The organism is Gordonia sp. CPCC 205333 (assembly GCF_048537885.1).
GTDB lineage: Bacteria > Actinomycetota > Actinomycetes > Mycobacteriales > Mycobacteriaceae > Gordonia.
Window position 1 is genome coordinate 1126248 of record NZ_JBCLVI010000001.1, and the last position, 14830, is coordinate 1141077.

Below are 14830 nucleotides of genomic sequence, written 5' to 3' on the forward strand. Positions count from 1 at the left end.
GCGTTTACCCCGTAGGATGGATGCCGATGGCAATCACCGACGTTAATGCGTACGCCCACCTCACCGATGCTGACGTTGAGGCGCTGGGTGCCGAACTCGACGCCCTGCGACGCGAGGTCGAGTCCGATTTAGGTATACGCGATGTCCGCTATCTGCGGCGCACGATCTTCGCTCATCGCGCACTCGAGATCGTTGGCCGCGCAGCGCTTTTGGGCAGTCATCGCCGCTCGCTGTGGCTGCTCGGTACGACCGCGCTCTCGCTGTCGAAAATCATCGAGAATATGGAACTCGGCCACAATGTGATGCACGGCCAATGGGATTGGATGAACGATCCCGAAGTGCACTCCACCACCTGGGAGTGGGACATGGTGTGCGCGGCTCCGCATTGGAAGCATTCGCACAACTACATCCATCACAAGTACACGAATATCATCGGGCTCGACGATGACGTAGGCTACAAGCTTTTGCGCGTCACCCGCGACGAGCCGTGGGAGCCTCGTCGGCTACTGCAACCGCTGTCGAATATCATGCTTGCCGCGACCTTCGAGTGGGGGATCGCGCTACACGATCTGGCTCTCGGTGATGTCATCAACGGTACGAAGTCCAAAGAGATCGCGATCCCGCAGATCAAGGAATTCGTCCGCAAGGTCGTGCGGCAACTCGGTAAGGACTACATCCTGTTTCCGGCGTTGACCGGACCGAATTTCAGGCACACGCTGACCGCCAATCTGACCGCGAATCTGGTCCGCAATGTGTGGGCTTACCTGGTGATCTTCTGCGGTCACTTTCCGGACGGAGCGGAGAAGTTCACCCTCGAGTCCCTCGATCATGAGACGCCCGGTCAGTGGTACCTGCGTCAGATGCTCGGCACCGCGAATTTCGATTCCGGGCCGGCGTTGGCCTTCCTGTCGGGAAACCTCTCGTATCAGATCGAACATCACCTGTATCCCGACCTGCCAAGCAATCGGCTGCCGGAGATCGCGGTCCGCGTGCGCGAACTGTGCGTCAAATACGATCTGCCGTACACAACCGGCCCGATGTCGGTGCAATATCTGCAGACGTTGCGCACCATCAACAAACTCGCTCTGCCGGATCGCTTTTTGACGGCGACGGCCGACGACGCCCCGGAAACGGCGTCAGAGCGTCGTTTCGCCAGTCTCACCGAGCGTTCCCGCGGCCTTAAGACCGCGATCGCCGACCTGGCTGCACAGCGTCGTGCGGCACGTCGGGCCCGACGCTCCCGGCACTGATCTGACGGTCGGCGCTACTCGTCGGGCTCGGCGTCGACGGCCTCGGTGGTCGTCGACCCACCGACTGCGGCGAGAAGTCGCCGCACCGCCATCGCACGACGATGTGAATGGCCGTGTAGCTCGTCGAGGGCGCATTCGGGATCCGCGGGCGGGCCAAGGTGAGTACACCCACGCGGACAATTCTCGATGGCACCGCGCAGATCATCGAAGGCATCGACGATGTCGTCGGCCCTGACATGTGCCAATCCGAATGACCGGATACCCGGTGTGTCGACGACCCAAGCTTGCGGTTCGTCTGCGGTGGCGGGCAACGGCAACGCAACCGACTGGGTTGACGTATGTCGCCCCTTGCCGACGCCGGATACCACTCCGGTCGCTCGATGGGCTTGTGGCACAAGGCGATTGACGAGGGTGGACTTGCCGACGCCGGAATGCCCGACCAATGCCGTCAGGTTGCCGCGCAGAATCCTCGACACGTCGTCGAGCGGATCGGAACGCCCGGCGAGTATCACCGGTAGATCCAGATCGGCAAATGCGGCCCGGAAGTCGACGGCATCGGCCAGATCCGACTTCGTCAGACATAAGACCGGCGACAGGCCGCCGACATACGCTGCGGCCAGTGCCCGTTCGACGAAGCCGGTGCGAGGCGGCGGATCGGCGAGCGCGGTGACGATTAGTAGTTGATGTGCGTTGGCTACGACGATCCGCTCATAGGGATCAGTGTCGTCGGCGGTGCGACGCAATACGGTAGACCGATCGGCCACTCGCACGATACGCGACAGAGTATCGCGACGTCCGGTGACATCTCCGACCACGGATACGTTGTCGCCCACCACAATTGGTGTCCGTCCCAACTCGCGGGCCCGCATGGCGACGACGATCTTCTCCGGATCGCCATCTACCGCGCACCCCCACCGGCCGCGATCAACCGACACGACCATCGCATCGACGGCGTCGGCATGTGCCGGGCGAGTCTTGGTGCGCGGCCTGGACCCCTTGCTGGGGCGCACCCGCACGTCGGATTCGTCGTAGCTGGCCGCGTCGCGACCGCCGCGACTGCGCCCGCTCACCGCGAGCCGATCATCGCGCTCCACATTCCGGGAAAATCGGGCAATGTCTTACTGGTCGTGGCGATATCCTCGACGCCGACGCCGTCGACCACCAGCCCGATCAGGGCGCCGGCGGTCGCCATTCGATGGTCGGCGTAGGACTTCCAGATGCCGCCGTGCAATGGTCGTCCGACGATGCGCAATCCGTCGGCGGTTTCCGTACAGTCGCCGCCGAGTCGGTTGATCTCGGTGCTCAGTGCGGCCAGGCGATCGGTCTCGTGACCGCGCAGGTGCCCGATTCCCGAGAGCACCGACTCACCATCGGCCAGGGCGCATAGTGCCGCAATGGTCGGGGTCAATTCGCCAACCGCCCGCAGATCCGCGGTCAGTGGGGCCAGCCGGTCCGGGCCGGTGATGCTGAGCAGCCCGTCGGTCAGTGAACTGGTAGCGCCCATGTCACCCAGTAGGTCCACGATCTGAACGCCGGGCTGTGTCGTCGCAGTGGGCCAGCGCGGAACCGAAACGGTTCCGCCGGTCGCGGCAGCCGCGGCGAGGAATGCTCCGGCGTTGGACAAATCCGGTTCGATCTCCCAGTCGACGGCTGAGATCACACCGGGCGCGATTCGCCAGGTATTTGCGTCGCGGACGTCCACGTGGACGCCTGCTGTGGCGAGCATGTCAATCGTCATCTCGATATGCGGCATCGACGGAACTGGTTTTCCACTGTGCCGCACGGTGATTCCCGCGTCGAAGCGCGCCCCCGAGAGCAACAGCCCGGATACGAATTGCGACGACGCGGACGCGTCGATGGTTACCTCGCCGCCGTGCACGGTGCCGGTGGCGGTGACGATGAATGGCAATCCGGAGCCGTCGATATCGACTCCGAGGTGACGTAGGGCGTCCAGGATGGTGTCGAGTGGCCTCGTCCGGGCCTGTGCGTCACCGTCGAAGCTCACCTCGCCGATAGCCAGTGCGGCAACTGGCGGCAGGAAGCGCATCACCGTCCCGGCCAGCCCGCAGTCGATGTGAGCCGCGTGCAATGGGCCGGGGGTGATGGTCACTCGTGTGGCGTCAGCGGGATCTGCCTCGACACCCACGCCCAGCGCCGATAGTGCGGCCAACATGAGGTCGGTGTCACGGCTGCGCAGTGTGCCGGTGATGGTGCTCACGTCGTCGGCGAGTGTGGCAAGTATCAAGGCGCGGTTGGTGATCGACTTCGATCCAGGCAACTCGACGGTGGCAAAGACCCCTTTGCCCACGGTCGGGGCTTGCCAGATGGGCCGATCACTCACTGCGGTCATGACTTCCAGTCTGTCATGTGCGAATTGAGTAGTGACGAAATGTCGATGCGGGGTGACCGTTCCCGCCCGTGGATGCAAGAATATCTCCGTGCCACGATCCCGATTGCCAAGCGCTGGAATACTGCTTTTCCGGCTGCGCGCTGGAGCTCCCGAATTCTTGATCGTCCACCCCGGCGGCCCACTTTGGTCCAAGAAAGATACCGGTGCCTGGTCGATTCCCAAGGGGGAGTACCGCCCTGACGACGACCCGCTTGAAGCGGCGCGGCGTGAGTTCACCGAGGAGACCGGCTTCCCGGTACCCGATGGGCCGTTGATCGAACTGGGTGATGTCACGCTCAAAAGTGGCAAGGTTGTTACCGGGTACGCGTTGGAAGGCGACGTCGACGAGAAGGCCATCGTCAGCAATAAGTTCGAACTCGAATGGCCCCCACGCTCGGGCCGCACACAGTCATTTCCCGAGGTTGACAAGGCCATGTGGGCGACATTCGCCGCGGCCCGCCGCAAACTGAACCCCGCTCAGGCAGAATTCTTGATCCGCTTGCTCAGCGTCGAACTGCCGTCATCGAACTGAAACGTAATACGTTGGCACACAACGGAATTTGAACTACTTGGGCGGTCAGTCATCCCGCTCCACCAGTGCGCAGGACGCCGGCGGCAGTTTTACGCCGACCCTGGCGCCAACTAGATAGATGGCCCGCCCGGTGACGTCGGCCCGTAGCGGCTGCGCAGCGATGCCGTCCACAGCCAAGGTAAGTCGGGTCACCGTACCGCGCCATACCGAATCGGTCACCCGTGCGGGCAACGCGCCACTGTCGGTCGGCGAACACACGTCGATGTCGTGCGGTCTGATGCAGAGATATGCCGGTGACCCAGGTGCCCATCGCGGTGCCCCGGTAGAAGACGGGTGCGCGAGTGCGGACAACATCCGGTCGCCGACCGCGACCAACGCGGAGTTGCCATAAACACGGCCGACAGTGCAGGCGATGAGATTCGCGGCGCCGAGAAGTGTCGCGGCAAAACTGCTCGGCGGCTGATCCCAGAGGCGTTCGGCGGTGTCGACATCGACCAGTCGGGTCTCGCGCATGATCGCGATCCGGTCAGCCAGTGCGAGTGCTTCGTGCCGATCCTGTGTCGTGTACAACATTGCGGTTTCCCCGAACGCCGTGCGCAATTGTCGCAACTCGGTCAGTGCCGAGTGCCGCGATCGGGCGTCCAGCGCCGCCAGTGGCTCGTCAAGTAGGAGCACGGCGGGTTTGACGACCAACGCGCTGGCGATTGCCACGCGCCGTTGTTGCGCACCGGATAGCTCTCGCGGCAGCAGCTTCGCGCATGACCGCATGCCGACTATGTCGAGTGCTTCGTCTACTCGTGCGGCAACCTCGGCCCGACGATAGCCACGCGCCTTGAGGGCAACGGCGACATTATCGGCGACCCGCATATTCGGGAAAACCGCGAATGAGTTCGAAACAATGCCGACGCTGCGGTTGGCAGGCGGAAGGTCGGTGACATCGCGATCGCCCAGCAATATCCGTCCGCGAGATGGTTGGACCATCCCGGCGAGTGCTTTGGCCACGGTGGATTTGCCGGCACCGTCGGGCCCCAGCAAGACGACTGTCTCACCGGCGGCGACCCGCAGGGTGAAATCGGCCAGCGCCGTGATCGTCGCCCGGCCGCGGCGGTACGTCACCGACAACGACGCGAAAGTGACGGCTGGTGGCCGGGAAACGGCCTCGGCAACAGAATCGGCCGCTATCGGTTCTGCGTCAGGCTGATTGGTGTGTAGCTGCCTGCCCATTGCTGCAGAATGATTGCCTTCGGCATACAGTCGGCAACGTCGAACCCAATACGCGGCGGAAACTGCGAGAACTACTGACTGAGTGCGCTCAGCGCCTTGATCTCAGCGGGCTGCAGTTCGGCGATCAACGCACTGGCGTCGGCGTCGGCCAGATCGATTGCCGAATAGCCTTCCGATCCGGCCGCCGTCGCAACGATTACCGTACTGACTCCGGCGCGTCGCTGGAAGAAGGTCTGTTGAGTCATCGTGCCGATGACGCCGTCACGATGCAGCACCCGACGTTGGCGCGCGATGGTCGGCGGTGCGAACACCACCGACGACGCGGTCACGTCAGTACCCAGATGCCGGTACCGGGGTGCGCCGAGTGCGGCCAATCCGGCCGCGATGACCACCGCGACAGGGAGTGCAGGCCACGCAGAGGGCGCTAACACGACAACGACGACGACCGCGGCCACGATCACCACACCCGGCACGGCGGCGCGAGTCAGCCGACGTCGTCGGGCGGCCCGACCGTGCGGACGGAGAGTCTGGTTCAGTTCGGACGAGTCGCCGGAAACCGCCTCCGCGACACGGACAGCTTCGGCGTGCGGAGCGGGCGGAAGGAGCAGTGGATGCTTGTCGGAACCGGTCGCGATCGCCGATAGTTTCGCACCGTGTACCGGTCGCATCAATACCGGTTCGTGTAGGTGCACACCGTGGACCCGGTCTTCGTCGAGAGTCGTCGAATTGGTCGTCAGCAGACCGCGGGTGATATGCAGCGACCGGCCGCTCGACGTGGTCGTCCGGGTGACCGAGAAGTTCCAATATGAGAGCGCATAGCCGATGAGCGACAACAACGTCGCGACCACAACCACACTCACCACGATCAGCACTATCAACAGGGCCCGCGATGATTCGAACCGTTCGGCGATCCCGCTTGCGGCTTCGACTCCGCGTTCGCCCAGGTCGAGATCGTTGATCAGTTGAGCGCCGATACCGACGATCGCTCCCGCTGCCGCGAAGCCGGCCAGTGAGAACGGCGCGAACCGTAACCACCCCGGCGTGAAACGCGTCAATTCGACCGAGCTCGGCTGGGGCGAATAGCCACTCTCGGACGGGCGCGTGAGGTCGGACCGCCAGGTGATCAACTGCTCGCGCAGCGCGACGGCGGCAGGGGTGGAAATGGCATTGATCTCGACGACGGTGTCCGCCGTGTCACCGCCGGTACCGATACGTACCTTCGATAATTTCAGGATGCGGTGTGGCAATGTCGCCGACAATTCGACGCTGCGTATCCGATCGCGCGGCGCGCTGGCGGTTTTGCGAGTGACGAGTCCACTGCGCACTGACACCCGTTCGTCGGTCACCTGATAACGGGTCGTGAGCCACGGTACGACGGCGATCACCGGGATACCGACGGCCGCGATGATGGCGCCGAGCATCGGGGAGGTACGGCCGGTCAGGAACACCGCGATGATCACCGGAATGAGGGATGGCAGCATCTCGACCGGCTTGACTGCGATCATCCACATCGACAGGCGGTGCCACTGCTCACCCTGATCAGGTTGCGTCATCGCCGCGGTTTTCGATTCGGACAGTCAGATCGGATGCGATCTGACGCGCCAGCGCGGCGTCGAGGCCCGCGATGTGGACGGTGCCGGCCGACGATGCGGTAGTGACCTTGACCCGCGCCAGGCCCAGGAGTTGTTCGAATGGCCCGGCGGCGGTGTCGATCACCTGCACGCGCGAGATCGGGATGATCACTCGCGTTCGGGTGAACCAGCCGGCCTGGCTGTAGATGACCGTGCCGGTCACTTCCCAGCGGTGAAAGCGGTATCGCCACGCGGGCACAACCGTCGCGTAGAAGGCCGTGACCGCGCCGACGACCAGCGCGGCGATCCCCGTCGGTATCCGTGCGGGTTCGACGAAGACGGCGACGATGATCAGCGCGAGGAAGATCGGCACGCCGAACACCAGCGGAACGATCCGCCATAGTGTCCGCGCGCGCGGGTCAACCAGATAAGCGGGATCACGCAAACTCGGGTGTTCGGAAATGGTCATCGACGACCATTGTGCCGTGTCCCTATTTGAAGTTGGCGGCGGCAGGCTCGACCAGGGTGATGGCGTAGGGCACCGAAAGGATGCTCGGGTAGTTGAACGCGGCCTGCGAGGTGTTGTCCAGGTAGGTGACGGTGTTGCCCTTGACGGACTTCAGTTCGGACCAGCCGGGCAGCTTCGTCGCCAGACTTTCCGGGCTGCCCTGGCGGATCCACATCAATAGCAGGTCGCTGGAAAGTACGTCCATCCGCTCAGGTGAGATGAACGCGCGACCGGATTTCGAACCGGAGACCGATGCGACTCCCGGATCGAGCCGCAGACCCATCTGGGCGAGCAGCAGGCTCGACGGGTCCTTCGCGTTGGTCACGACGCCGATCTGGCCCTCAGGGGTCGCAGTACCGAAGGTGAAGGTCTTGCCCTGTGCCGCGGGGTACTTCTGCTTGAAGGCGCCGAGTTTGTCGTCGACACCCTTGATCAGTTCGGTCGCTTTGTCCGACTTCGCGAAGATCTTGCCGCCGGTCGTGGTGAGTTCCTGCCAGGTGTCCATCACCGCTTCTTTGCTGATCACCGGGATGGTCGGTGCCAACTTGCTGAGCTGGTCATAGATCGCCTTGCTGCCGAGGTAGCCGGCCAGGATGACGTCGGGTTTGAATGCCGCGAGTTTGGTCAGGTCGACGTCTGCGGTCGAGTTGACGTTGATGACCTCGCTCTTGTGATCGGGGGTCCACGGCGTCTTGCCGGCCGGCGCGCCGTCGGAGAAGAGGCGGTACTCGGCGACGATCGGGACGTCGAGTGCGACGAGGGTGTCGGTCCAGTTACCGCCGACGGTGATCACCCGCTGGGGAAGGGCGTCGATGGTGGTTGAGCCGTACTGATGAGCGATGGTGACGGGTGTGTACGCCCCGCCCGACGACGAGGACTCATCGTCGGGAGAACTGCACGCGGAGAGTACGAGCAGAAGTCCAAGGGGGAGAACGACAATGCGGGACCAGCGACGCAGGACAGTCAACATGGAAGTTAGCCTAGGCTTATGGCGCCGTCGGTGCCAAGTCGGAAGATTCTCAGCTGATCGGTGTCCGCGCGTCGAGCCACGAGATGGAATCGAATCCGAACGACCGGCTTGCTTCCCGGAGCGAGCCGCCCATCGGCTGGTTCTCCGCGCGCAGTACATACTCGCCCGCGACGTTGTATATCGAGGCGATGATCGTGGTGGGCGACTGCGGGGTTGCGTCGATCGGGATATCGACTCGTCCGCCGCCGAAGGTGGTCAGGCTAAGGGTGCCCGTCCAGTCGATGACCTCGCCGGTCGCCGAGGTCGCGACGACGATCAGTCGACTCAGCTCTCGCGCGCGGCGCAGGTTGATTCCGAACTTTCCAAAACCATTGCTAGAGAAGGTGACCAGCGGATCGGTATTACTCGGCGGCGGCGGTGAATGTGGATGCGTTGGGTCGACCACACGCGATTCGCCTTCGGCGTCGGTGACAACACACGCCAGCGCGAGCGACGGGACGGTGGGGGCGTGCAGTTCGATGTCGATGCCGCCGACACCTGATTGCACGCGGGTGAGTGCGAGTGTCGGCCGGGTCGGCGACAGCAGTTCGCGGTCGTCGCCAGCCAAGCGTCGCACCGGGTGGATCGACGGAGGTTGTGCCGCAGCGTTTTTCGGTGGTGTCGAGGTATTTGGTTGGTCGGGAACGCTCGGTGAGCCTCCCGAAAGGTCGAGCAGATTGTCACCGGGTTCAGCGACAGGTGACGGTGCGGCCGGGTGCGCGCCCGGCGCGGGCGTCGCCAGGTCTAATGGGTTGGTGGCGGGCTGATTTGGTGTGGGGGGAGTGGGTGTGGCCGGAGTGGGACGTGACAGGTCGAGTGGATTGGCCGCGCCAGCGGGTGTGGGGGTCGGTTGTGAGGGCGCCGGTGCCGGTGTGGGCGGCGTGGGATCCGGGTCGCGCCGTTCGGGGTGCGTGTAGTCGATTCCGCTGCCAGTGTTGGCCGGCGTGCCAGTGGAATTCGCCCGCGGCGCCCGACGAACGTAGTCGACCCCGCCACCTGTCGTCGTAGTCGTCACTGTCGAGGTCGGTTCCGCGGGTGTCGCGGCAGCGCGCGGGCGACTACGCGTGGTGAGAAAGCCGAGGTCGGTTCGGCGCGGTGCCGTGGCCGGGTCGCCGATCACAGGGGTATCCGGTAGTCGGCCGCGATTCCGCGAATCCCGGTGGTGTGGCCTTGTCCCAGCACTTTGAACTTCCAGCCACCGCGATGACGATAGATTTCGCCGAGTGTTGCCGCAGTCTCCGAATCGAATGCCGGAGCCAGATCCTCGGACCGAACCAATTCGACGTCGTCGTCGTTATTGACCACTCGTAAGACGCAACGTCGGAGTTGACCGAGGCTGCGACGTCGTGAGGTGCCCTCGTTCAAGTAGAGAACCGCTACGATTCGGTTGATCGATTCGGGAACCGCGTGCAGATCGATGTCGATCTGTTCCTTGTCGGGTCCGAGTTTCGAATCTAATTGCTGCACAGAAAGATTCGGGTCGGAGAGCTGATTGAAGAAGACGAAGTCGCCAGCCGAGCGGGCGTGACCGGCCTCGTCGCACAGGATTGCCGCGAACACCAGGTTCTGGTCGATGATCGTCTCGCCGCCGGAATACCAGTCGATGCCAAGCATTACGTGGGCCAGTGTCGGGATCTCGCGAGTCAGTTCGACGTTCGCGCCGCGTTGCATGGTGGTCACAGTTGCAGATCCGATCGGGAGAACTTGGTTCGGAGGAAGTTGCCTTGAGTCCGCAGCGCGTCGAGGTCGCGCGACTTCGCGGCGGCGAACACCTCAGCCGCCGAATCCCAGAGGAGATTGAGCTGCTCGTCGAGTAACGCGGCATTCGGATCGGTGCGGTCGGTCGTCGACCCACCCAATGTCTGTGCGGCGGCGAGGTAGGTACCCAGTGACGTCCGCAGATAGTCCGAGGCGATGGCCCGCACCGAGATTACCGCGTAAACGTCGAGTTCACGCGTAGTGGAGGTCGCGATGGTTGCGGTCAGCAAGTCGCACACATATCGCGAGGTGACAACGGCCTGATTCGGCAACCGACCGGCGTGGGCGTTGATATACCAGACGAGTTCGGTGACCATCCGGTTCAGCTCGGCAGGAGAGTCTTCACCCAGGCCGGTCGCACCATCGGTGGCGGGTGTCACCGACGGTGCGTCAGCCTGGTCTGAACCTCTGCGGTTGCGACGAAACCACGAGGCCAACGATCAACTGCCGATCTGACCGGCCGCGCCCGGCGATTGCGCCTGACCACCTTCGGCAGTCTGTTGCTGAATGCGGGCCAGGTAGGGCTTGGCCTGTTCGATTTGACCTTCGAGTGCGATTACCGTTTGCGACATCGAATCCACCGCCTGAGCACGGAAGGTATCGACCGCGTCCATCGCCTGGAAAACGTTGTTGAAGGCGATCTGCAACTTCTCGACGTCGATCATCGCGCCAGCTGCTTGTTGATTGATCTCGGTGCCTTGAATCCGCAGCTGATTCGATGTCTGTTCAATGAGATTCGACGTCGTGGTGTTCAGGGCGTTGATCTGATCGAGGACCAGTTTCTGGCGAGCCAATGCCTGCGAGACGATGACCGCGGTACGCAGGGCCGTGATCGTGGTGGTCTGCGCACGATCGACACCCTTGATGAGTTCAAGGTTGTTCTTACGAACCAGGTCCAGGGCCATATACCCCTGCACGTTGACCGTCATCTGGGTCATCAGGTCTTGGCGTCGCTGACGAATGGCGAACAGGGCATCGGACTTGAGAGTGTTGGCGTCGTCGGCACGTCCGGCGGCGTCCAGCTGTGCGACCTTCGCCGTAACCGCCTCGTCGAGCGCACCGGCGAGTTCGTTGTACTCGGCGAGCTTGCCCATCAGAGTCCACATATTGGACTTCTCGGTCTCGATGGCCGCGTTGTCCTTGCGCAGTTCGTCCTGTCCGGAGTCGAGAGCCTTGATGATGGCATTCAAATGTGTTTGCGACGCTTGGTATTTCGCGAAATACCGGTCGATCGCGTTGCCGCCGGGAATGAAGCGCAGCAGCTTCTTCTTGCCCGAGAGTTCGGCCTGCCCCGGATCGAGCTCGGTCACCGTGTTGCGAAGGTCGTAGAGCGTGTTGGCCACGCGAGTCTGCGCATCGCCGCCACCGCCGCCCTTGGAGTTGCGCACGGTCGCGGCCGGACGCTCCAGAATCCGATTGGCCACCCCGGCCGATGCCCGCATCTCACTGGTACCCATCGCGGTGATCGAGGAGACTTTCGCGGTGAACTCGGGTGAGCGGGTGTCGAGTGCGACCAGGGAGTCGGCGAATTCCGACGCCTTTGCCTGAAGTTCGGTCTGGGCGGCCGCCGGTACAGCCACCGCGCCAACTGCCTGCTCCGGTTTGACCAATGTGACGGGCGCCGGAGGGGTGAGCACCAGCTCGCCGGCGGCGGGTTGGGCGGGGGTTGCCGGTACGGTGCTACCACCCAGATCGAGTTCAGACATCGAGACTGCCTCTCTTGAAACCTATTTGCGTCCTGCCGACCAGCGCAGCCCCCAGTTGTAGGCCGCGTCGAGGTGCGACTGGTCGCCTTCGACGTATCGCTCCTCACGGATGACGCGCATGTCGCCACCCACATTGTCGAGCATAGCGATCGCGCAGAAGCGCACACCGTTGCGTGGATTGTCCAGACGTACCTCGATCGCGGGCCCGGCCGCGGGGAAGAGAGTGACCACGCCGTTAGCGCTTGACCAGTTGGCCGCGCCCTCGTAGATATACGCGAAAACGAGGATGCGTCGGATCTCGTGGGCTCGCGACAGGTCGATGTGGAGATTCTCGCCGCCTGAGATGCTCCCCGAACGATCATCGCCGTCGAGTTGGAGCACATTCGCCGGTCCGCGGCGGTTGGTGAATGCGTTGCCCAGAGCCTGTACGACACCTTTACTGCCGTCGGTGAATTCGTAGAGGCAGCCGAGGTCGAGGTCGACCCGTGGTGCGGCGAGTCGCTTGAAGAACCCGCCCTGTGCCGGCGCCGCTGACCAGTTCAGATTCACCCGCATACTGCCGCCGACCGAACCCTGCTTGGTCAGTGAAACCGTCGGCGATTCCTTTGTCAGCGTCACCTTCGACAGCGAAACGGGAGGTCCCCCGGCCGGTGGTTGCTGCGGATACGCGGGTGGTTGCTGCCCGGGTGGCTGATAGGCGGGAGGTTGCTGTTGCTGCGGGTACTGAGGTTGCGGCGGTTGATAAGCCGGCGGCTGTTGTGGCGGATAGCCCGGGGCCGGCGGTTGCGGATAGCCGGGCTGCTGTGGGGGGTAAACCGGCTGCTGCTGTTGCGGATACCCCGGAGCGGGAGGCTGGGGGTATCCGGGCTGCTGCTGCGGATAACTCGGCGCGGGTGGCGGAGGAGCGGACGCAGGCGGGTTCGGTGTCGCCTTCGGACGCTTGTTGTAGTCGATGCCCATCGGGGCTCCTAAAGGTTTTTGGTTGTGGCTTGGGATACCGGTGTGTCGGGGACGCCGGACGTATCTACCGCTCGTTCGTCGTCACTCGATTCGTCCTCATTCCCGAGAGCACTTATTCGTCGCCGTCGGATGATCGAGCTCATCAGTGACAATGCGATCAGACCGACTCCCACAAGTCCTACAACAACTTCGGGGACTTCGTAGCGCATCGTCACCAGTAGCAGGACCGCCAACGCTCCGATCGCCCACATGGCGCCGTGCTCAAGGTAGACGTACTCGCTCAGAGTTCCGCGTCGGACGAGGAAGACGGTCAGCGATCGGATGAACATCGCGCCGACGCCCAGTCCGATGGCGATGATGATCGGATCAGAGGTGATCGCGAAGGCGCCGACGACGCCGTCGAAGCTGAACGAGGCGTCGATGAATTCGAGGTAGACGAAGAGGAAGAACGCGGCCTTGCCGGTCGCTACCGCCAACTGAGTGTTACCGCCCTTTGACGGTGCCTCGGCATCGAGTTCGGCTTCTTCGTCCTCTTCTTCGATGTTGAACAATTCGCCGAGCCCATTGACGAGCAAGAAGGTGATGATGCCCAGAATTCCGGACAGCAGGACCGTGGAGATCTTGTTGTCGGGAGCCAGCGTGTAGGCCGAGACGACGAGGGCCGCGAGTGCGATGACCACCGCGAGTTGATCGAGTTTGCCGATTCGCTCGAGAGGGCGTTCGATCCAGCTCAGCCAGTTGATGTCCTTCTCGTCGAATACGAATCCGAGGAAGAGCATCAACAGGAACATGCCGCCGAAGGCTGCGATCGCCGGGTGGGCGTCGTTGAGTAGATAACCGTAGGTACCGGGCGTTTCCGGGTCGCCCTTCTCCATCGCCAGCCGGAGTGCCTCGGCCGGATTGAGTTTCGCCGTGATCCCGACGACGAGCAGCGGGAAGATCAGGCGCATACCGAAGACGGCGATCAAGATGCCGACGGTAAGGAAGATCTTTTGCCAATACGGACTCATCCGCCGCAGAATCGTCGCGTTGACCACCGCGTTGTCGAAGGACAGCGAGATCTCCAGGACAGCGAGGATCGCGACGACCGCGAGACCCGTGGTTTGGCCATACCAGAAGCCTCCGATGAGGCCCAGTATCGCGATTCCGATCGACCACCCGAAGGTCCGGAACAGCGATGGATGTCCGTCAGCCAACGTTGACGCCGAAGTCGGTGGCCAGACCGTGCAGCCCGTTGACATAACCCTGACCGACCGCGCGGAACTTCCAGTCGGCACCGTTGCGATATAGCTCGCCGAAGATCATCGCGGTCTCATTCGACGCGTCCTCGGTGAGGTCGTAACGCGTCAATTCGGTGTTATCCGCCTGATTGAGCACATGGATGTAGGCGTTGCGGACCTGGCCGAAGGACTGGCCGCGTGCCTGGCCCTCGTAGATGGTGACGGCGATGACGATGCGGTCGACAGTCGGGGGTACCGCGGTTAGCGCGACTTTGAGGACCTCGTCGTCGCCGCCACTGCCGCCGACGAGATTGTCGCCGGTGTGTTCGACCGAGCCGTCGGGGCTGGTCAAGTTGTTGAAGAAGATGAAGTGTTGGTCGGAGAGCACCTTGCCGTTGGTGCCGAGTACGAAGGCGCTGGCATCGAGATCAAAATCCGCACCGCTCGTGGTTCGGGCTTCCCAGCCCAGTCCGACGAAGATTGATGTGAGACCGGGGGCCTCCTTGGTCAGCGAAACGTTTCCGCCCTTGGCCAAACTGACGCTCATATGACTTCCTCCAATTCGATGGCCGAGTGTGTGCCTATCGCCACATTCCTAACAGATGACGCAGACAATCGTGCGCTGCCAATCCTATGCGCCGCCCGGACATCGGCGCCGGGGGCCGTGAAATGCGTTCAACGCCAATGATGTTCGCCCAGGAGG

Annotated in this window: 15 protein-coding genes; 2 read left to right on the forward strand and 13 right to left on the reverse strand. The window is 63.1% G+C overall.

The window, feature by feature from the left end; translation table 11 throughout:
- Positions 1–26: 26 nt before the first annotated feature.
- Complete coding sequence (locus AAFP29_RS05180; RefSeq protein WP_419216235.1) at positions 27–1250, forward strand: fatty acid desaturase family protein; 1224 nt, start codon at positions 27–29, stop codon at positions 1248–1250.
- A gap of 14 nt (positions 1251–1264) precedes the next feature.
- Here the strand turns inward: AAFP29_RS05180 and rsgA are convergent, their stop codons facing one another.
- Together rsgA and aroA are read right to left on the reverse strand one after the other, a co-directional pair.
- Positions 1265–2320, reverse strand: a complete 1056-nt coding sequence (gene rsgA, locus AAFP29_RS05185) for a ribosome small subunit-dependent GTPase A (RefSeq protein ID WP_419216236.1) — start codon at positions 2318–2320, stop codon at positions 1265–1267.
- Positions 2317–3600, reverse strand: a complete 1284-nt coding sequence (aroA, locus tag AAFP29_RS05190; RefSeq protein ID WP_419216237.1) for a 3-phosphoshikimate 1-carboxyvinyltransferase — start codon at positions 3598–3600, stop codon at positions 2317–2319. The genes rsgA and aroA overlap by 4 nt, the downstream gene beginning before the upstream one ends.
- A gap of 88 nt (positions 3601–3688) precedes the next feature.
- Between aroA and AAFP29_RS05195 the strand changes: the two genes are divergently transcribed.
- Positions 3689–4171, forward strand: a complete 483-nt coding sequence (locus AAFP29_RS05195; protein WP_419216238.1) for an NUDIX domain-containing protein — start codon at positions 3689–3691, stop codon at positions 4169–4171.
- Positions 4172–4216: 45 nt separating this feature from the next.
- On the opposite strand, the gene AAFP29_RS05200 is transcribed toward AAFP29_RS05195, so the two are convergent.
- The 11 genes from AAFP29_RS05200 to AAFP29_RS05250 all read right to left on the reverse strand — a co-directional run bounded on the left by AAFP29_RS05200 (position 4217) and on the right by AAFP29_RS05250 (position 14674).
- Complete coding sequence (locus AAFP29_RS05200) at positions 4217–5395, reverse strand: ABC transporter ATP-binding protein (RefSeq protein ID WP_419216239.1); 1179 nt, start codon at positions 5393–5395, stop codon at positions 4217–4219.
- Positions 5396–5466: 71 nt separating this feature from the next.
- A complete protein-coding gene (locus AAFP29_RS05205; protein WP_419216240.1) occupies positions 5467–6948 on the reverse strand; it encodes a PH domain-containing protein in 1482 nt (493 codons plus the stop codon).
- Positions 6935–7435, reverse strand: a complete 501-nt coding sequence (locus AAFP29_RS05210) for a PH domain-containing protein (protein WP_419216241.1) — start codon at positions 7433–7435, stop codon at positions 6935–6937. Before AAFP29_RS05210 ends, AAFP29_RS05205 begins: the two co-directional genes overlap by 14 nt.
- Before the next feature lie 22 nt (positions 7436–7457).
- A complete protein-coding gene (locus tag AAFP29_RS05215) occupies positions 7458–8444 on the reverse strand; it encodes an ABC transporter substrate-binding protein (RefSeq protein ID WP_419216242.1) in 987 nt (328 codons plus the stop codon).
- 49 nt (positions 8445–8493) lie between these two features.
- Positions 8494–9603: a hypothetical protein gene (locus AAFP29_RS05220; RefSeq protein ID WP_419216243.1), complete on the reverse strand. Its 1110-nt coding sequence runs from the start codon at positions 9601–9603 to the stop codon at positions 8494–8496.
- Complete coding sequence (locus AAFP29_RS05225) at positions 9600–10154, reverse strand: TerD family protein (RefSeq protein ID WP_419216343.1); 555 nt, start codon at positions 10152–10154, stop codon at positions 9600–9602. The genes AAFP29_RS05220 and AAFP29_RS05225 overlap by 4 nt, the downstream gene beginning before the upstream one ends.
- Positions 10155–10159: 5 nt before the next feature.
- Complete coding sequence (locus AAFP29_RS05230) at positions 10160–10621, reverse strand: hypothetical protein (protein ID WP_419216244.1); 462 nt, start codon at positions 10619–10621, stop codon at positions 10160–10162.
- Between the two features lie 60 nt (positions 10622–10681).
- Entirely contained in the window at positions 10682–11947 is a 1266-nt protein-coding gene (locus tag AAFP29_RS05235) for a toxic anion resistance protein (RefSeq protein ID WP_419216245.1), read from the reverse strand.
- Positions 11948–11968: 21 nt separating this feature from the next.
- Positions 11969–12907: a TerD family protein gene (locus tag AAFP29_RS05240; RefSeq protein WP_419216246.1), complete on the reverse strand. Its 939-nt coding sequence runs from the start codon at positions 12905–12907 to the stop codon at positions 11969–11971.
- An 8-nt stretch (positions 12908–12915) separates the two neighbouring features.
- Positions 12916–14103, reverse strand: coding sequence for a DUF475 domain-containing protein (locus tag AAFP29_RS05245; RefSeq protein WP_419216247.1), 1188 nt, complete (start codon positions 14101–14103; stop codon positions 12916–12918).
- Entirely contained in the window at positions 14096–14674 is a 579-nt protein-coding gene (locus tag AAFP29_RS05250) for a TerD family protein (protein ID WP_419216248.1), read from the reverse strand. Before AAFP29_RS05250 ends, AAFP29_RS05245 begins: the two co-directional genes overlap by 8 nt.
- Positions 14675–14830: the final 156 nt, after the last annotated feature.